13 protein-coding genes are annotated in these 17,825 nt (G+C 62.6%); 6 read left to right on the forward strand and 7 right to left on the reverse strand.

What is annotated here, in order from left to right; translation table 11 throughout:
• Positions 1–204: 204 nt before the first annotated feature.
• Positions 205–522 (reverse strand): hypothetical protein, encoded by a 318-nt coding sequence (locus ACFQ24_RS10515; RefSeq protein WP_380911027.1) that lies wholly within the window; start codon positions 520–522, stop codon positions 205–207.
• A 324-nt stretch (positions 523–846) separates the two neighbouring features.
• Between ACFQ24_RS10515 and ACFQ24_RS10520 the strand changes: the two genes are divergently transcribed.
• From ACFQ24_RS10520 to ACFQ24_RS10545, 6 genes are all read left to right on the forward strand, one after another.
• Positions 847–4,224 carry a polysaccharide deacetylase family protein gene (locus ACFQ24_RS10520; protein WP_380911029.1) on the forward strand — a complete coding sequence of 1,126 codons (3,378 nt, stop codon included), beginning with the start codon at positions 847–849 and terminating at the stop codon, positions 4,222–4,224.
• Complete coding sequence (locus tag ACFQ24_RS10525) at positions 4,221–4,946, forward strand: AcvB/VirJ family lysyl-phosphatidylglycerol hydrolase (protein WP_380911031.1); 726 nt, start codon at positions 4,221–4,223, stop codon at positions 4,944–4,946. Before ACFQ24_RS10520 ends, ACFQ24_RS10525 begins: the two co-directional genes overlap by 4 nt.
• A 5-nt stretch (positions 4,947–4,951) precedes the next feature.
• Complete coding sequence (mprF, locus tag ACFQ24_RS10530; protein WP_380911033.1) at positions 4,952–7,561, forward strand: bifunctional lysylphosphatidylglycerol flippase/synthetase MprF; 2,610 nt, start codon at positions 4,952–4,954, stop codon at positions 7,559–7,561.
• A complete protein-coding gene (locus tag ACFQ24_RS10535; RefSeq protein WP_380911035.1) occupies positions 7,558–8,241 on the forward strand; it encodes a winged helix-turn-helix domain-containing protein in 684 nt (227 codons plus the stop codon). The genes mprF and ACFQ24_RS10535 overlap by 4 nt, the downstream gene beginning before the upstream one ends.
• A gap of 6 nt (positions 8,242–8,247) precedes the next feature.
• Entirely contained in the window at positions 8,248–9,630 is a 1,383-nt protein-coding gene (locus ACFQ24_RS10540; RefSeq protein WP_380911037.1) for a sensor histidine kinase, read from the forward strand.
• A 115-nt stretch (positions 9,631–9,745) separates the two neighbouring features.
• The gene (locus ACFQ24_RS10545; RefSeq protein WP_380911039.1) at positions 9,746–10,318 is read left to right on the forward strand and encodes a hypothetical protein; all 573 of its coding nucleotides are present in this window, start codon (positions 9,746–9,748) and stop codon (positions 10,316–10,318) included.
• Between the two features lie 12 nt (positions 10,319–10,330).
• Here ACFQ24_RS10545 and ACFQ24_RS10550 read toward each other — a convergent pair whose 3' ends face one another.
• From ACFQ24_RS10550 to ACFQ24_RS10575, 6 genes are all read right to left on the reverse strand, one after another.
• Positions 10,331–10,594: a hypothetical protein gene (locus ACFQ24_RS10550; protein ID WP_380911041.1), complete on the reverse strand. Its 264-nt coding sequence runs from the start codon at positions 10,592–10,594 to the stop codon at positions 10,331–10,333.
• 32 nt (positions 10,595–10,626) lie between these two features.
• Positions 10,627–11,268 carry a DUF4197 domain-containing protein gene (locus tag ACFQ24_RS10555; protein WP_380911043.1) on the reverse strand — a complete coding sequence of 214 codons (642 nt, stop codon included), beginning with the start codon at positions 11,266–11,268 and terminating at the stop codon, positions 10,627–10,629.
• Between the two features lie 99 nt (positions 11,269–11,367).
• Positions 11,368–12,777, reverse strand: coding sequence for an efflux transporter outer membrane subunit (locus tag ACFQ24_RS10560; protein WP_380911045.1), 1,410 nt, complete (start codon positions 12,775–12,777; stop codon positions 11,368–11,370).
• Between the two features lie 11 nt (positions 12,778–12,788).
• Positions 12,789–15,971 carry an efflux RND transporter permease subunit gene (locus ACFQ24_RS10565; RefSeq protein ID WP_380911047.1) on the reverse strand — a complete coding sequence of 1,061 codons (3,183 nt, stop codon included), beginning with the start codon at positions 15,969–15,971 and terminating at the stop codon, positions 12,789–12,791.
• A gap of 89 nt (positions 15,972–16,060) precedes the next feature.
• Positions 16,061–17,323: an efflux RND transporter periplasmic adaptor subunit gene (locus tag ACFQ24_RS10570; protein ID WP_380911049.1), complete on the reverse strand. Its 1,263-nt coding sequence runs from the start codon at positions 17,321–17,323 to the stop codon at positions 16,061–16,063.
• Positions 17,320–17,721, reverse strand: a complete 402-nt coding sequence (locus tag ACFQ24_RS10575) for a hypothetical protein (protein ID WP_380911051.1) — start codon at positions 17,719–17,721, stop codon at positions 17,320–17,322. The genes ACFQ24_RS10570 and ACFQ24_RS10575 overlap by 4 nt, the downstream gene beginning before the upstream one ends.
• Positions 17,722–17,825: the final 104 nt, after the last annotated feature.

Below are 17,825 nucleotides of genomic sequence, written 5' to 3' on the forward strand. Positions count from 1 at the left end.
ATCCTTGCGTGCCGGGAGACTGGCGTCCGTCTATGAAGGCGACCAACCGCAGCGAAAACCAATGGCCCTCACCGCGTCGGTGACCAGCCCTCTAAATCCAACAAACGAACCCGTCAACCGCAATTTTCAAAATTTCTTGCCGCGGCGGAAATCATTGTGGGTCGCTCGTGCGTGTGTGAGGCGACAGGCCGCCTGAGGCAATGATCAAGCACCTAGCAGCGCCAGAGCTTCGATCTGGGCGCGGTTGAAGCCCTGGGCCGAGAGAGCGGGAACGTGGCGCTCGGCAAGGCGATGCGATCGCCCGGTCTCACATAAAAAATCTCTGATCGACACCAGATCGGGCCGGAGAACCGGGCTATCCCCGATGGAACGAACCGCAGTAGCAGGCGACCGCCCGATACGCGACCGGAGGGAGGCCGCGCCGCGCGCCCCATTACAGCCGCAGTCCGCCACCGCGATCAGCGCCGATTGGACGTCCTGCCACTCGGCATCGGTAAGTCGGGGTGTCGCTATGTCCAGCATGATCGCCTCCTTGATCCTGTGCAGGATGTAGCAGCGATGATGGCTTGTAAGCATTCGGATAAAATCGTTCTGGATATTCTATTAACTCGAAGAACCGTTCCTCATTCACGCTCGGCCCTGTGCGTTGTGCTTACTCGAGGGCGAGCGGACAGAGGTACGAAGGTCGGCCGCGAGAGGAACATGAAGAAACCGTAATATCCCGCTCACCCTCCCGTGAAGCGCCTGCTCCTAACAGCGACGAGGCGGCCGTTCCCTGGTCGCAAGAAAGAGAGGCGGTGCGTTCCTGTCATGCACCGCCTCTCCATGTTCGCAGGGGCAAGGCAGATGCAGAAACCGGTTTTTTACGACGCCAGCGGGCGACGCAAGCGCATCACCCTGCCCCTCCTTTTCGTCCTGCTCCTCTCGATCTTGCTTACGGCAATCGCCTTCGCCGCGACGATCGTTAACGTGCCTGTACCGCCTGCCGTGCCGCTCAGCATGGAGCGTCCCCATAGCGAGGGCCTTGGCCAGAAGATCGGCAGATTAAGCGCCAAGCTGCGGGCCGACTTCGCCAAATGGCTGCCGCGACACGCCTCTCCTTGGCCTACCCATCCGGTTACCATGGCTTTCTATGTCCCGTGGGATGATGCCAGCCGAGCGTCGCTGCGCCAGCATGTCGGCAAAATCGACTGGGTCGCGCCTGCTTTGATGTCCGTGACCGGCAGCGCCCATGATCTGCGCGTCACGGCCGATCCTGTTTTCCAATCCATTATCCGGACCACCAGCCGCCGCCCGCACATCATGCCCGTAGTGCAGAATGTCGCCGATGGCACATGGGATGGCGAGGGGACGGCTGCCCTGCTTAACAGCAGACGCGCGAGAACCGCTTTCCTGAAAGCGTTGCTGCCACAACTCAAATCCATGCATGCTGCAGGCGTCATGTTCGATTTCGAGGCGCTGCCGCCCCGCGCGCAGGCTGACTATCTCGCCTTCCTGAGACAAGCCGCTCCGGTTCTTCATGGCCGACATCTGTCGCTGGCCCTCACCGTGCCGGTCGATGATCCGCGCTGGGATCTGCGCCAGTACGGCAAAGTCGCGGACAAGCTGATCCTGATGAATTATGACCAGCATTATATCGGTGACCATGCTGGGCCAATCGCCGCGCAGCCGTGGTTCGTGGAACGGTTGCGCGCTGCGATGCGGATCGTTCCTGCCCCGAAGCTCATAGTCGCGATCGGCAATTATGCCTATGACTGGACGGAAGGCGGCGGCGCGGCAGATACGCTTTCCATCGAGGATGCATGGCTCTCCGCCCATGATTCCGGCGCCACCATCCGCTTCGATCCCGCGTCCGGCAACGCCACTTTCGATTATCAGGAGAATGGGCGGATTCACCATGTGTGGATGCTGGACGCCGCAAGCGGTTGGAACCAGATCCGCGCGGCGCAACTGGCCGGGACCGGAGGCATCGCGCTATGGCGCCTCGGGTCGGAAGATCCCGGCTTCTGGTGGGCATTGAAAGCACGCAATGACCAGATGCCGCCTGACCTGTCCCGACTGACGAGCTTCAACTCGGTCGATATCGAAGGCAATGGCGAAATTCTGCGGATCAATGACGTGCCGACGGCGGGGCATCGCATGATCTCCACAGGCGCTGGCCCTGCAAAGGGGTTGATCGTCAACGAGAGTTTCGACAGCCTGCCCACGCCCTATGTGATCGGCCGCACCGGATACAAGCCACACGAGATCGCGCTGACCTTCGACGACGGTCCCGATCCGGTATGGACGCCCCCGATATTGGACCTATTGAAAAAGGCCAACGTGCCGGCGACCTTCTTCGTCATCGGTGAAAATGCGATGCTGCATCCTGCTCTGCTGCGTCGGATCGTCGCTCAAGGCAGCGAAATCGGCAACCACAGCTACACCCACCCAAATCTTGCCCAGGTCTGGGACAGAGGCGTTGAGCTGGAGCTGAACAGCACACAGCGACTGGTGGAAGCCTATACCGGCCGTGCCATGCGGCTGTTCCGTGCGCCCTATTTCGGCGACGCTGAACCAACGACCGCAGAAGAAATCAATCCCGCGCGGCTGGCCCAGATGGCGGGATATATCAACGTCGGCCTGCACGTCGATCCGGGCGACTGGACGCGGCCTGGCGTGGACGCAATCGTGCGCAGGACGGTCGCGCAAGTGGAAGCGGGGAACGCGGAAAGATCTGCGCAGGTCGTCCTGCTGCACGACAGCGGCGGCGACCGCGCACAGACCGTCGCCGCCTTGCCCATGATCATCCAGGCGCTAAAGGCCAGCGGCTATCATTTCGTGCCGGTGTCGTCGCTGGCAAACCTGTCGCGCGATCAGGTCATGCCCCGGATCAGCGGTGCGGACCTGATGGCAGTGCGGATCGACGTCGCCATCTTCCTGGTTCTGGCCGCCGTCAGCGTCAGCCTCAAGTGGCTGTTCTTCGCCGTCATCCTCCTGGGCATCGGGCGCGCGGTGACGCTGGCAGCTCTCGCTCTGCTCAGTCGATCGCGTCGCAACCGGGTCACGCCTCCCGACATCGTGCCCGGCACCTTCGTTTCGGTCATCATCCCTGCCTTCAACGAAGCGAAGGTGATCGAAGCATCGGTCCGGCGCGTGCTGGAGAGCCAGGATGTCCTTCTTGAAGTGATCGTCGTCGATGACGGATCGACCGATGCGACTAGCGCGATTGTCGCAAAAGCTTTCGCCGACGATGATCGCGTGCGACTGCTGACCCTTGAAAATGGTGGTAAGGCGGTCGCGCTCAACCACGCCCTGCAGCTGACCAACGCGCCCATCGTGATCGCGCTCGACGCCGATACGCAGTTCGAGCCCCTGACCATAGCACGGCTGGCTCGCTGGTTCGCGGATCCGTCAGTAGGCGCCGTTGCGGGCAACGCCATGGTGGGCAACCGCGTCAATCTTGTCACCCGCTGGCAGGCAGTCGAATATGTGACCGCGCAAAATTTGGAGCGGCGTGCCCTGGCCCGCTTTGGCGCGATTACCGTTGTGCCCGGAGCGGTAGGTGCCTGGCGGCGATCCGCGCTGACCGCGGTCGGCGGCTATCCGGTGGATACGCTGGCGGAGGATCAGGATCTCACCATCGCCGTGCAACGCGCCGGTTGGACCGTTGCCTATGACACCGAAGCGGTGGCATGGACGGAAGCGCCGGAAAGCTTCCGCGCCTTGGCAAAGCAGCGGTTCCGCTGGGCCTATGGCACTCTGCAATGCCTCTGGAAGCATCGTGACCTGGTGCGCAGTCGCAGGCCGGCTGGCCTGGCATGGGTCGGCCTGCCACAAGCCTGGCTGTTCCAGATCGGCTTTGCGCTCGTTTCGCCGATTATCGACCTCGCGCTCCTGGTAAGTGCTGCCGACACAGCGGTGCGTATCCATCAGCATGGCTGGGCGCAGACGCAAAGCGACGTGTTGCGCATGGCCGCATATTGGGTCGCATTCACGCTGATAGATATCATGTGCGGGGCTGTCGCCTATCGGCTGGAGCCGCGGGAGCGGCGTTATCCGGCTCTGCTGCTGGTGGCGCAACGCTTCGTCTATCGGCAGATCATGTATGGCGTGGTTATCCGCGCGGTCGGCACGGCCATTCTGGGTCCATGGGTCGGTTGGGGCAAACTTGAGAGAAGCGGCCGCGTGCAATCGAGCGAGGTGCCCCTTGTCCCGGAAGGCGGAAGGACGGAACGCGCATGACCCGCACCAACTCCGTCATCGGCCTCGTCCTGGTCGGTTTCCTGCTTACGATATGGCATCTCGGCTATATCGGAGGGCCGCTCTTCGATGTCCGCTTTGCCAAACATGCCGCACCGGGGCAACCTCGCGCCGTCGCTCTGTATCTGTCCGGCGACATGGGATTCCACGCGGGTCTGGGGCCCAAGATCGCAAAAGATCTGACCGAACAGGATGTTCCGGTCGTCGGCGAAAACAGTCTTTTCTTCTTCCGGACGCGTCGGACGCCTGAAGAGACGGGGGCAATGATCGCGCAGGGGCTGCGCCGCGCCATGGCGGTCGCCCCGGGTGCACAGGTGGTCCTGATCGGCCAGTCCTTCGGTGCGGACGTTGTGGCACCTTCCCTGCCCTATGTGCCTCTCGCATTGCGCAGGCGTATCGCGCTGGTCGCGCTGATCGTGCCGGGCGCGACCAGGCAATGGCGTGCGTCTCCATCCGAAATATTCTCCTTTACGGAACCGGAAGAGGATGCAGCGACGGCAGGCCGCAAATTGAGTTGGGTTCCAGTGCTTTGCATCTACGGCAAGGAGGAGGCGGCAAGCCTCTGCCCCGCCCTGCGCCAGGCCAACGCCGTGCGGCTGATGTTGCCGGGCGCTCACTCCCTCAATCATGATCCGGCGCTTGTCAGCAGAGCGTTGGTCCACGCCATTGACCGTACGGTCGCTCGGCGCAGCGGCAGGGGATGATCGCCATGAACATGAGCCATGCCGTGCGACGGCACCGTTCCTGGTTTGCGATCCCGGCGATGCTGATGATCGCGGCCCTCGGGATAATCGCGCTCGATCATCTGGTGGCCGACGTAAGATGGAGCGATGTGCGGACGGCGCTTGGCGCGCTACCACCCGTCACGATCGCAAAAGCGCTCATGTTCACGATCCTCAGCTATTTGGCGCTGACCTTCTACGATTATCTCGCCCTGCGCATCGTGGGCCGGCCGAGGCGCTGGTCCATCGCGGCTCTCGCATCCTTTTGCAGCTACACTTTGAGCCACAATCTGGGTCTTGCGCTGCTGACCGGCGGGTCAGCCCGCATGCGGATCTATGGAGCGTCCGGCCTGACGGGCGGCGATGTCGCCAGGGTGATCGCGTCCGCCAGCCTGGCCTTCTGGGGTGGCGTGGTCATGCTTGCCGCTGCTTCGCTCGCAATCGGCCCGACGAGCGTCGGCATAGGCGCGCTCGGCATTGCGCTTCCGTTGCAACGGGCGGTGGGCTGGACGTTGCTGGCGGCGGGAGCGGCGTCGATCGCTGCGCTCGGCCCGTATGCCCGGCGGGTGGACCTTTTCGGATGGACGCTGACCCTTCCCAACAGGGTGCAGGCGCTGGCCCATCTTGGTCTGGCGGCAGTCGACCTGATGCTGGCTTCCGCCGCCCTTTTCATCCTGATGCCGCACCTGTCCTGGTCACTCTACCCCCTCTTCTTTCTTAGCTATGTGCTCGCCATCATCGTCGCGCTGCTCAGCCATGTGCCAGGCGGACTTGGCGTGTTCGAGGCGGTGATCATCGCGCTTTTGCCGCAGGTCGATCGTCCAGCGCTGCTTACCGCGCTGATCGCATATAGGGTGCTCTATTATCTCCTGCCCCTCGTCGTCGCCCTTTGCCTCATTGCGCGGCATGAAAGCGTCATCTGGCAAAAACCCGCAGGAAAGATCCGCGAATTCGCGACCACGACCGGACACATGGTTGCGCCCTTCCTTCTTTCCGCCGTCGTGGCGGCCGGCGGTGCGATCCTCCTTGCTTCAGGATCATTGCCGGCGGTGCCGGATCGATTCCATGCTGTCTCCCGGCTGGTGCCGATGCCGTTCGTTGAAGCATCACATCTTGCGGCCAGCATCATCGGCGCCGTGCTCGTGTTGCTTGCATCAGGGCTATACCGCCGCCTTGATGGCGCCTTCTGGCTAACGAGATCGCTTCTGATCGCTGGCGCCTTCTTCTCGATCCTGAAAGGACTGGATTATGAGGAAGCGACCGTGCTGCTCCTCATCGCGGCCGTGCTGCAGGTTTGCCATGGCGCATTCTATCGAAAGACGAGCTTCACCTCTGCGATGTTGACGCCAGCCTGGGTCGGCGCGCTCGGCATCGCCGTCGTCTTGTCCGTGTGGATTGGCTTTATGGCTTATCGCCATGTCGAATATCAAAATGATCTATGGTGGCAATTTGGCCGCCATCAGGATGCGTCCCGCTTCCTTCGCGCCGCGTTGGCGGCCGGCGTCATTACGATTGCCGCAGCGATCTGGACGCTGCTCAGACCCGCACAGCCAGGACTTCGGCACCGGCCAGCCACAACGCCAAGCGACGTTGCGATGCGCCTGGCAACAAGGACCGACGCCTGCCTTGCACTGACGGGCGACAAGCTGTTTGAAACATCGCCCTCCGGCCGCGCGTTCCTCATGTATCAAGTGCAGGGCCATAGCTGGATCGTGATGGGCGATCCGGTTGGAGATCCCGCCGAATGGCCAGATCTGCTCTGGCGTATGCGGGAGCGGGCGGATGCTGCCCAGGGCCGTCTTCTCCTCTATCAGATAAGCTTCGCTTTGCTGCCACTCGCCATCGACCTTGGCTTGTCGATCCTCAAATATGGCGAAGAAGCCCGGGTGGACCTCTCCCGCTTTACCCTCGAAGGCCCGGCGGCCAGGCCGTTGCGGCACGCCATGCGGCGGGTTGCCCGCGAAGGCGCGGTGTTCGAAATTGTCGCGTCAGATCGCGTTCCTGACCTCATTCCCGAACTGCGAGCCATATCCGACGACTGGCTCTCCGAAAAAGCCATGACCGAAAAGAGCTTCAGCATCGGGCGTTTCGATCCCGACTATCTGTCCAAGTTCGATTGCGCGCTTGTCCGGTGCAACGGCCGTATCGTCGCTTTCGCCAACATATGGGCCACGACCGACCGCAAGGAATTGTCCGTCGATCTGATGCGACACCGTGCCGGCTCGCCGCCCGGAGTCATGGATTTCATCTTCATACATCTCATCCTGTGGGGACAGGAGCAGGGGTTCGGCTGGTTCACGCTCGGTCTGGCGCCCCTGGCGGGACTGGAAGCACGGCGGCTGTCCCCACTTTGGGTGAAAGCCGCGGCCTTCCTTTATCGTCACGGCAACGCATTATATGGATTTGGCGGGCTGCGCGCCTATAAGGCCAAGTTCGCTCCGGTCTGGGAGCCGCGTTTCATTGCTGGGCCACAAGGCCTCTCGCTGGCGCGGGCGACACTGGACCTTCAGCGACTTATCGGCGGCGGGCGCAGCAGTGCAGCTTCGAGGATGCGCAAGGTGATCCTCCCGACTGGAGAAGGGACGATGGAGTCATGAGCCACAAGCTGCTGCTGGTCGAAGACGATGCGACGACCGCAGATTACATCGTCCAAGGATTGATCGAGAAAGGTTTCACCGTGGACCGGGCGGATAACGGCCGCGACGGCCTGTTCCTCGCTACTGAAGCCGTGCATGACGCCATCATACTCGATCGCATGCTGCCCGGCATGGACGGCTTGGCCGTACTGGCCGCGTTGCGGGCCGCGCAGATTTTCACGCCGGTGATCCTTTTGTCTGCGCTCGCCACGGCAGATGAACGGGTCAAGGGCCTGACGGCAGGGTCAGACGATTATCTGACCAAACCATTCGCCTTCGCGGAATTGCTGGCCCGTCTGCAGATCATCTTGCGGCGAGGCAGCCAATCCACTCGGGAAACCCGGCTGTCCTGCGGCGATCTCGATATGGACCTGCTATCCCGAAAGGTGAAACGGAGCGCCAGGGCAATCGACCTTCAGCCTCGGGAGTTTCGGTTGCTGGAATATCTGCTGCGCCATCAGGACGAGGTCGTCACCCGCACCATGCTGCTGGAAGGGGTGTGGGATTATCATTTCGATCCAGGCACCAACGTCATAGATGTGCACATCAGCCGCTTGCGGCGCAAAATCGATGAGGAAGGCGAGCCGCCCCTGATCCACACCGTTCGCGGCGCAGGATATCGGCTGGGGCTGCAGGACTGACCGTCCATGCGTTGGCGTCATAGCGTTATCTGGCGGTTCGCCGCCCTCGTCTTCCTGATGCAGATTGCCTGCGTCATGCTGGCGCTTGTTGCCGTCCATCACTTCACCAGCCAGTCCGTCAACCGGGCCAGCCGCGAAGTGGCGGTGTCGCTGCGCGATGACATCGCTGCCACTTACGCCGCCGCTGGTCTGAAGGCAGCAGCGGCGGCCGTACGGTTCCGGATTGCCACAGACCCTGCCAAAAGCTCGGTCATATTGCTGCTGGACCCGCGCGGGCAGCGGATCGCCGGCAATCTGAGTGGATGGCCCGCAGGTGTGGGACGGTCGGAAAGCTGGCGGCATGTCGATCTGCGGCGCAGCAGACATCAGGATCGAGAGCCGCTGACAATGGGCATCGTGACGACGCGCTTTCCCGATGGCACACAACTTCTGACAGGACATGTCGTCGAAAATGATCTCCGCTTTGGCGGATATCTGGAGGCGTCTCTGGTCGGAGCCGTTCTTCTTGCCATACCGCTGGCAGGCTGCGCCGCGTTCGTGTCCGCAGCCATTATCAAGGGACGGCTGCGATCGGTCATCGAGGCGGCCGGTGCCGTGGGCAGCGGCGATATGGAGCGGAGAATAAAACCCACAGGCAGCGGCGATATGTTCGATGCGTTGAGCGAGGAAATCAACGCCATGCTCGACCGGATCACGTCCCTTATGAACGAGATGCGGCTGGTCACCGATGGGCTTGCGCACGATCTGCGCTCTCCTCTCACCCGTATGCGCGCAGTGCTCGACAACGCAATGCGCCACAGCAAGGACGAAATATCCACCGCTGCCCTGGAGAAGGCTCTGGACGAGGGCGACACCTTGCTGCGCATGCTGGACGCGGCCCTGTTCATCAGCCGCGCGGAGGCCGGCATCGGGCGGGACAGTTTCATTCCGGTGGACGTCGGTTCGCTCCTGCAAGACTTTCAGGAGATGTATGACGTGCTGGCCGAAGACCAGGGTGTGGTCATCGAAGTGGACGCGCCAGCCGGGCTGATGGTGCGCTCCCACCGGGAAATCTTCGGACAGGTGCTGTCCAATCTGATTGACAACGCTCTTAAATATGGGGGCGACCGCATCCTGTTGTCCGCACAGCGGCAGGACGGTCGGGTACGGATCATAGTGGCTGACAACGGGCGCGGCATTCCCGAGGGCCACCGGCAGGAGGCTCTGCGCCGCTTTGCGAGACTGGATGCCGCCAGGCATATATCGGGCGCGGGGCTTGGTTTGTCTCTTGCCGCCGCAGTCGCTCATCTTCACGGCGGCACATTGACACTGGGGGATGCAGCGCCCGGCCTTTGCGTATCCCTAATACTTCCTGCGATGATGGACGAGCCCAACACAACCGCCCAATAGCCCGCTGAGTTTCATCCATGACACTTTGCCAACTGGCAAAGTGTCATGGACGACAAAGCGACGGGCAGCGAAAAAGGCGATTCACACAGGCTGCATATTGTGCTTGATTCACGATATGTTTCACGCGCCTTCCCATTGCTCGTCGACCAGTGGCGACATGGCCCAGTTGCTGGACATGCTCGCGCAATGTTGCTCCCGGCCGCGTTATGCCTTCATGCTCCTGACATTGATCGCCGACGTGGCCCGCCCGGACGGTAGCGCCGGGCCGGTCGTAAGACATGAAGGTAACCTCATACCGCTGCGAGACTGGCTTTGCGATGCGCTTACGCCCATGGCCCATCGCGATCCCCGTCGAATTGCTCTGGTCGAACGTGTGCGCGACGACATGTGTAAGACCGGTCAATTGACCGGCGATCCGGACCGGGACGACCCATTGGTCCAGGAGGAAGTGCTGATTCGCGCGCGGGCGTCGGGGAAGACCAATCTAAGCCGGGCCGCCTCGGAGCTTGTAAAAGCGGGACTGCTGAAGCGGCATTATCAGGGCTATCGCGTCGATCACCTCAATCGCGGGGCGCAGAGACAGGCGGTATATACATTGATGGGCCGCGCCAGAACGTTGATGCCGATCGCAGCGGCCCGCGCAACCCCCACGCGCGTGCCTCGCCAGGGCGAGCTATTCGCACCCTGAGCGAGCCGATCGTCAATGCGTTTCTAGCTTCAGCCTCTCCGCAAGCGCTTCGATTTCCTCGGGATCGAGCAGCCATGTCCGCGTCTTTCGCCCCTCTCGGTGGACGGGCTGCGTCAACACTATGCGCGCTTGTGCCTTGGCATGGGGCTTGTAGAGGCCGAAATGCACGGCGCAGTCGCGGATCGTGCCGATCAAGGGCGGCTTGCCATCCAGATCGATCATCGTCGCGGGTTGATCCCACGGAATATCCTCAATGCCGGGAAATTTCTGTTGCATGCCGGCATGGACACCATGGTCGGCCACATAAATCAAGGGCCCCGACCTAACAAGGCAGTCAAAACCGGGTCGCCCGTTGCGCGAGGATCGCGACGGATTTCCGCCTCCTCCCGCCCAATGGCGCGAAAGATTGCATTGCCTATCTGCCCAGAAACCGTGTCGGCCAGCGCCAGGACATCCCTGCCCGATCCGGCGGACAGTGCGGCCGAGAGCATTTCAAAAAGGTCGGAACGCAAGGCGCGCGACATGCCCGGCACTATGGCTTCGACAAGCGACCCGCGCGTTTCTCTCGCAAGCAGATCCGTTGCCGCCGTCGGTCCTCCGCGCAACACACCGATCGCGTCGGCAAATGTCATGCGCCGGATAGAGTCGGTGACGATCGGCGCGGCGCTCGATGCCAGATCCACCGCCACATCGTTCAGCAAAATGGCCACCCTTTCCCGCAATGCGCGCGTGCGCATCAGAGCGGATAAAATGGCGCTCCCCCGATCGCCGGCACCATCCGGTGGCGTTATTCGGGTCAACTGATCGTCGTAGAAGCCGCCCGGCTCGGTCAACCGGGCGAAGGCGCGTTCGCTCGACAGCAGAAGGAGACGGCGGACGCCCTCCTCGACAGAATAATTGCCCATCGTGGTCGCGCAGCCAGCGAGCGGGAGCATCAGCAAACCGATCATTATCGCGCGCCTGTCCGGCTTTTGAATGTGTTCGCCCATCATCACCTCCTGCCCGAAACGGAGGCTATGCGACCCGCAGGCTTGCCCATCGCTGAACAATCAACTGGCGCCTCGCCATCCGCCGCCGAGGGCTCGGAATACATCCACTTGCGCGAAGGAGACGGCACGGCTGGCGGTGGCCAGCTCGGCTTCAGCGCCGGCAAGGGTGCGTTGCGCGTCGAGAACCGTCAGGAAATCGATTTGGCCTTCGCGCTGCCTCGCAAGACTGATGCGCGCTGCCCTTGCCGCTTCGTCCCGCGCGGCACTCAACGTCCGCATGCGATCAATGGCGTGCGCATAGGTGGAGAGCGCGCGCTCCGTCTCTTCCAACGCCTGCAATATGGTGCCGTCGAATGCTGCCAGCGAAGCGGCGCTGTCCGCCTTCGCCACGCCTATCCTGGCGCGGATCGATTCCTGGTTGGGGAAAGCCCAGCTGATCAGCGGCCCCAAGAGCCAGTTCAGCGGGCCGCCCCCGAACAGGTTGCCGCCGCCCAAAGCGGTGCTGCCGACCGACCCGCCCAAAGTGATGCGCGGATAGAGATCTGCTGTCGCGACGCCAATCCTCGCCGTATCGGCCGCCAGTCGCCGTTCGGCCGCGCGCACATCTGGACGGCGCGCCAGCAGCGCCTGCCCGTCGCCGACCGGGATGGGCTGCGACAATTGCGGCGTGCGGAGGGCCGCGCGCACAGCATCAGGGAGTTGCTGCGGCGTCCGCCCTGTGAGCGTAGCCAAGCGGAAAAGCGCGGCATCCCTGTCTGCTTGGAGCGAGGGGATTGCAGCTTTCTGCTGGTCGCGCAGGGAAGTCACGCGAATGACGTCGAGCCTGTCAGCGCGACCTGCGTCGAACCGGGCACCGGCGATCCTGACCGACTGGTCGAGGAGCTGCACCGTCCGTTCGGCCACCGCGAGCCGTTCCGCCGTTGCGGTTACGTCGAGATAAGCCCGAACCGTATCGGCAATCACGGCCACCCGTACGCCGTCCGCATCGGCCTGAACCGCACCTAAGTCGCCGCGCGCGGCCTCTACACCGCGTTTCACCCGACCGAACAGGTCGACTTCGTAGGAGAGGTCCAGCCCGGCATCGAAAACCCAGTTCTCGCGATCGAAACCGGGCAGCGAGCGAACGGCCGACGTGCGGCTATAGCTTTCGGACGCGTCCAGATTGGTTTGCGGCAACCGGTCGGACTTGGCACCGCGCAGCGACGCCCGTGCCCTTTCAATCCGCGCGACAGCCTGACGGATGTCCGTGTTGGCCGCGAGGGCATCGCTCACCAGCTGGTCGAGCAGCGGATCCTGATAGAGCGCCCACCATTTTTCTTGTGCCGGATCGGCCGTCAGGTTGGGATTAGCTGCTCCTATGAACGGAGCCGCCGCCAAAGAAGGAGGCGCGGGCATCCTATAATCCGGCCCAGCGGCGCAAGCCGTTAGCGCACTCGCGCCAAGCAGAAGGGCGGTCAAATGACGGATCATGATCATGTTCCTTATTCCGCGGGCTGGAGCGTTGCATCGCCAGCCTTGTCCCTGCGTCGGGCGAAGCGATCGCCCAGCGCGCGGCACACGACGTAGAAGGTGGGCGTGAAGAGCAGACCGAAGGCGGTGACGCCCGCCATCCCGAAGAAGACCGCCGTCCCCAGCGCCTGTCGCAATTCCGCCCCTGCCCCTTTCGCGATCACAAGCGGCACCGCGCCGAGGATGAAGGCGAAGCTGGTCATAAGGATCGGGCGAAGCCGGGTCTGCGCCGCCTGAACCGCAGCGTCGATGGGCGACAAGCCCTGTTCCTCTTCGGCCTGTTTCGCGAATTCGACCACCAGAATGGCATTCTTGGCCGCAAGCGCGATCAGCACGACTAGGCCGATCTGGGTCAGGATATTATTGTCCATCCCCCGCAGGTTGACGCCGAGCATTGCGGCAAAGAGGCACATGGGGACGATCAGAATGATCGACAGCGGCAGCGTGAGGCTTTCATATTGCGCCGCCAGCACCAGGAAGACGAAGAAGACCGCCATGCCAAAGACCAACCCGGCCGTGTTTCCGGCGATCTTCTGCTGGTACGCAACCCCCGTCCACTCCGCGCCGTATCCGGCTGGCGCAGCATCGGCGAGCTTCTCCATCGTGGTCAGCGACTGGCCGGACGAATAGCCGGGTGCCGTATCGCCGTCGATTTCGACTGCTGGCAGCAGGTTGTAGCGCACGACGCGATAAGGCCCGGTCTTGTCCTTGAAAGTGGAGACGGAGCCGATCGGAACCATCTGCCCGCTGTTGGACCGGGTTTTCAGGTTCGCGATGTCAGCCACCGTCCCGCGATGATCGGCATCGGCTTGGGCGGTGACGCGATAGGTGCGACCCAGCAGGTTGAAGTCATTGACGAAGGACGAACCCAGATAGACCTGCATCGCTTCGAAGATGCGCTCGGGGGGCACACCCAGAAGATCGGCCTTGCGGCGATCGACATCGGCATAGACGCGTGGCGTACCCACATCGAACAGGGTGTAGACCATCGAGAGACCCGGCGTCTGGTTTGCCTTGCCGATCAGTTCGCCGGCCACCTTGTTGAGTTCGGTATAACCGCGGTCCTCGCGATCCTCCAGCATGATCCGATAGCCGCCGGCGGACCCGATCCCCTGGATCAACGGCGGGGGGACGAGCAGGATGCGGGCCTTGTCATAGCCGGCGACGGCCTTGTTGGCCTCCGCCATGATGCCGGCATAGGTGACGCCCTCCTCCTTGCGCTCGGCAAAACTCTTGAACGGGAAGTAGATCGCCGCGCTGTTGGGTGCCTGCGTCTGGGAAGGCCCGTGGAAACCGGCGAACATCACCGCGCCGCGCAGCCCCTTGATCGGCAGTATCCTGGCGGCAACCTCACGCGTAACCTTGTCGGTACGTTCAAGCGAGGCACCGGACGGCAGCTGCACGACGGCAAGGAAATATCCCTGATCCTGGGTGGGAATGAACCCGCCAGGCGTAGCCCAGAAAAGCGCGACGGTAGCAGCGATCAACCCGGCATAGGTCAGCAGCATCTTCTTGGGCCGCGCCACGAGGAAACGGGTGAGGCGTCCGTAGTTGATGCTCAGCCGATCGAAACCGCGATTGAACATGTCGACTGCCACGCCGAGCTTCTGCCGCCAGACAGGGTCGCCGCTGCGATCGCGATGACCATGTTTGGATTTCAGAAGCAAGGCGGCAGCGGCCGGTGAAAGCGTCAGCGACAGGATGAGCGAGATGATGGTCGCGGTCGATATCGTGACCGCAAACTGCTGGTAGAACGCACCGGAAATGCCGGTGATGAACAGCGTCGGCACGAACACCGCGCACAACACCAGAACGATCGCCACCAGCGCCGTCGACACCTCATCCATCGAGGTTCGCGCCGCTTCAAGCGGACTCATGCCGCTTTCAATGTTGCGCTCGACATTCTCCACCACGACGATGGCGTCGTCCACAACGATACCAATCGCAAGGACCAGGCCGAAGAGCGAAAGGTTGTTCAGGGAATAGCCCAGCGCGGCAAGCATAGTGGCCGTGCCGATCAGCGAAACAGGAATGGCGATGATCGGAATGATCGCCGCGCGCCAGTTCTGGAGAAACACCAGGATGACCAGCACGACCAGCAGGACTGCCTCGATCAGCGTCTGATAAACAGCGTCGATCGACTGGCTGATGAATTCGGTCGGGTTGTAGATGACGCTATATTCAAGACCCTTGGGGAAGCGCTTGGACAGCGCGTCCATTTCCGCCTTCACCTTCTCCGCCGCGTCGAGCGCGTTGGAGCCAGGACGCTGCATCACGGCGATGACCACCGTGGGCTTGTTCGACAGATAGGTGTTGATGCCATAATCCTGCGCGCCCAGCTCCACGCGCGCCACATCGCTCACGCGCACCTGGCGACCATCTGCATCGGTACGGATCACGATGTTGGCAAATTGCTGGGGTTCGGTCAGGCGGCCCTGCATCTCGACGCCCAGCTGGAAGGCTTCGCCGCGGTCATAGGGCGGTTGGCCGATGGAGCCAGCTGAAACCTGAACATTCTGGGCGCGCAGAGCCTGGACGATCTCGCCCGCGGTCAGATCAAGCGCAGCGGCACGATCCGGGTCAATCCAGATGCGCATGGCATAATCGCGCGACCCGAACAGCTGCACGTCGCCGACGCCGTCCAACCGGGCGAGCCGGTCGCGCACCTGCGTCAGGGCATAGTTGGACAGATAGTTGCGGTCGAACGTGCCATCGGGCGACTGAAGATTGACGACCATGAGGAATTCGGGCGTCGTCTTGCGCGTCACGACGCCAAGGCGCTGCACCTCTTCAGGCAGGCGGGGAATGGCGACCGCCACCCTGTTCTGAACCAGCACCTGCGCGGCGTCGAGGTCGGTGCCGATCTTGAACGTCACGGTGATCACGACCTTGCCGTCGCCCGTCGATTGGCTGCTCTGGTAGAGCATGTCGTCGACGCCGTTGATCTCCTGCTCAATGGGCGCAGCGACCGTCGATGCCACGGTTTCCGCCGAGGCGCCGGGATATTGGGCCGTCACCGTGACCGTCGGCGGCACGATGTCGGGATATTGGCTGACCGGCAGCCCGATGAAGGCCAGAGCACCCACAACGGTGATCACGACCGCGATGACGGCCGCGAAGATCGGCCGGTCGATAAAGAAACGGGAGAAACGCATCGGATCGTCCTTTGCGGGCAAAAGCCGGCCGTACGATCCGGAACACCGGATCGCAGGCAGTCACATTGCAGTTGCGCGTCGAATGAAGGTCAGCGGGCGAAGGTGGCCTGAGCCGCTGCAGGCGAAAACCCTGCCGTCGGCGAAGGTGGAGCGGCAGCGGGCCTGATCGAGGCAGGCCGCGCTGACACCTTCGCACCCGGCATTGCTGCCTGCAGGTTCGAAATGATCACGCGATCTTGTGGAGCAAGGCCGGAACCGATGATCCGCAAGCCGTCGACGATGGGACCAAGTTCAACCGGCTTGGCAGTCACGACGTCATCCTTGCCGATGGTCAGCACGGTCTTGCGTGCCTGGTCGGACTGGATGGCCTCATCCGGCACCAGCAGCGCGTTGACCTTGCCGCCATCCGAAAGGCGCATGTTGCCGAACAAGCCCGGCGTCAGGAAGTTGTCGGGATTTGGCAGGACAGCGCGCACGCGGATCGTTCCGGAACGGGGATCAAGACCATTGTCGGTAAAGTCGAGCCGGCCCTTCCAACGATAATCGGCCTCATCCTGTAGGCGGATCTCGACCGCGTCGTCCTTATGGCCGACGCGCCGCGACTTAAGGTAGAGCGCTTCCGACGCATCGAAGTTGAAATAAATGGGATCGAGTTTGTTGATGGTGGTCAACAGGGTAGCGCCGGTCCCTTCGGCACCCGAAACGAGGTTGCCGATATCCACCCGCCGATCGGACACACGGCCAGCGATCGGGGCGCGGACCTGGGTGAACTCCACGTCGAGCGTCCGCTGCCGTTCGCGTGCCTGCGCCGCTGCCAACGCGGCCTGCGCGGCCTGAAGGCGCGACCGGATCGCATCGATTTCGCTCGCCGATACCGCTTCATCGCCAGTCAACCGTTGCACGCGCGCATAATCGCTCTGGGCAAGCAGCAATGCGCTACGCGCCGAGGCACTGTTCGCGCGTGCTTCGGCAAGAGCCGCCAGGAAAGGGCGTTGGTCGATCGTGAAGAGCAACTGGCCCTGACGGACATAGTCGCCGTCGCGAAAGTGGATGGCCGTGACCGCACCCGACACGCGCGGACGGATTTCGACTGTCTGACTGGGCGCGAACCGCCCGACATAATCATCCCACTGCGTCACCGCTCGCAGCAGGGGCGCCGCTACACCGACAGCGGCGATCGGTGCAGCTGACGCCTGTGCTTCCGGCTGGGCCGCGAATTTCCAGGCGACGCCGCCCAGCAGCAATATGCCGATCGCCGCCCAGGCAGCTCGTCGCTTCACCCGGCTTCCCGACACGGAAAGATCGACATCCTTTGTCTGGCCGTCTTGCTCGATCTTGGTCACCATATTCATGCACGAGGCCCCTTCAACGCACGACGAGCCGCTGTCACGGCAGACAGCAAGGTTTCGAGCTGCCCTTCGGTAAATCCAGCCGCCAGAAAGTTGTCGATCGACGAAGGACGAACGGCAAAACCCTGATGCCAGGCTTCAACAGCGAGACGCCGCAACGCCTCCAGCTTACCGTCCGCCAGCTGGAAATGGGGCTGCGGACCGAACAGGATCGTCTTCAGCCGGGACCAGCGGCCAGGGGCGCGAAGAGACGCCATTCCATCGGTTCGCGCGATCTGCACGATCTGCCATTCCGCAGTGGTAAATCCTTGTGCAGCCGTCCTGATGCGTTCGCGCATTGCAGGCAAAGCAAGTCCGGCCCCCGCCGCCGGCAGCGGCTGGGCGAAATCTACATACGCCATATTCAAACCCCTTGTTGAACGCCCATGGCGACGGGGAGGCGAACGGGCTGCTCGCCCGTGACGCCTGGATCGTCCCATGATCGTGCAAAACCGATGAACCGGGT

This window comes from Sphingobium olei, from assembly GCF_042678845.1.
In the GTDB taxonomy this organism is placed as follows: Bacteria; Pseudomonadota; Alphaproteobacteria; order Sphingomonadales; family Sphingomonadaceae; genus Sphingobium; species Sphingobium olei.

Excerpts from the sequence above, each read along its gene's own strand:
- ACFQ24_RS10515 (WP_380911027.1), bottom strand. The coding sequence starts at position 522 with ATGCTGGACATAGCGACACCCCGACTTACCGATGCCGAGTGGCAGGAC.
- ACFQ24_RS10520 (WP_380911029.1), top strand. The coding sequence starts at position 847 with ATGCAGAAACCGGTTTTTTACGACGCCAGCGGGCGACGCAAGCGCATC.
- ACFQ24_RS10525 (WP_380911031.1), top strand. The coding sequence starts at position 4,221 with ATGACCCGCACCAACTCCGTCATCGGCCTCGTCCTGGTCGGTTTCCTG.
- mprF (WP_380911033.1), top strand. The coding sequence starts at position 4,952 with ATGAACATGAGCCATGCCGTGCGACGGCACCGTTCCTGGTTTGCGATC.
- ACFQ24_RS10535 (WP_380911035.1), top strand. The coding sequence starts at position 7,558 with ATGAGCCACAAGCTGCTGCTGGTCGAAGACGATGCGACGACCGCAGAT.
- ACFQ24_RS10540 (WP_380911037.1), top strand. The coding sequence starts at position 8,248 with ATGCGTTGGCGTCATAGCGTTATCTGGCGGTTCGCCGCCCTCGTCTTC.
- ACFQ24_RS10545 (WP_380911039.1), top strand. The coding sequence starts at position 9,746 with ATGTTTCACGCGCCTTCCCATTGCTCGTCGACCAGTGGCGACATGGCC.
- ACFQ24_RS10550 (WP_380911041.1), bottom strand. The coding sequence starts at position 10,594 with ATGCAACAGAAATTTCCCGGCATTGAGGATATTCCGTGGGATCAACCC.
- ACFQ24_RS10555 (WP_380911043.1), bottom strand. The coding sequence starts at position 11,268 with ATGATCGGTTTGCTGATGCTCCCGCTCGCTGGCTGCGCGACCACGATG.
- ACFQ24_RS10560 (WP_380911045.1), bottom strand. The coding sequence starts at position 12,777 with ATGATCCGTCATTTGACCGCCCTTCTGCTTGGCGCGAGTGCGCTAACG.
- ACFQ24_RS10565 (WP_380911047.1), bottom strand. The coding sequence starts at position 15,971 with ATGCGTTTCTCCCGTTTCTTTATCGACCGGCCGATCTTCGCGGCCGTC.
- ACFQ24_RS10570 (WP_380911049.1), bottom strand. The coding sequence starts at position 17,323 with ATGAATATGGTGACCAAGATCGAGCAAGACGGCCAGACAAAGGATGTC.
- ACFQ24_RS10575 (WP_380911051.1), bottom strand. The coding sequence starts at position 17,721 with ATGGCGTATGTAGATTTCGCCCAGCCGCTGCCGGCGGCGGGGGCCGGA.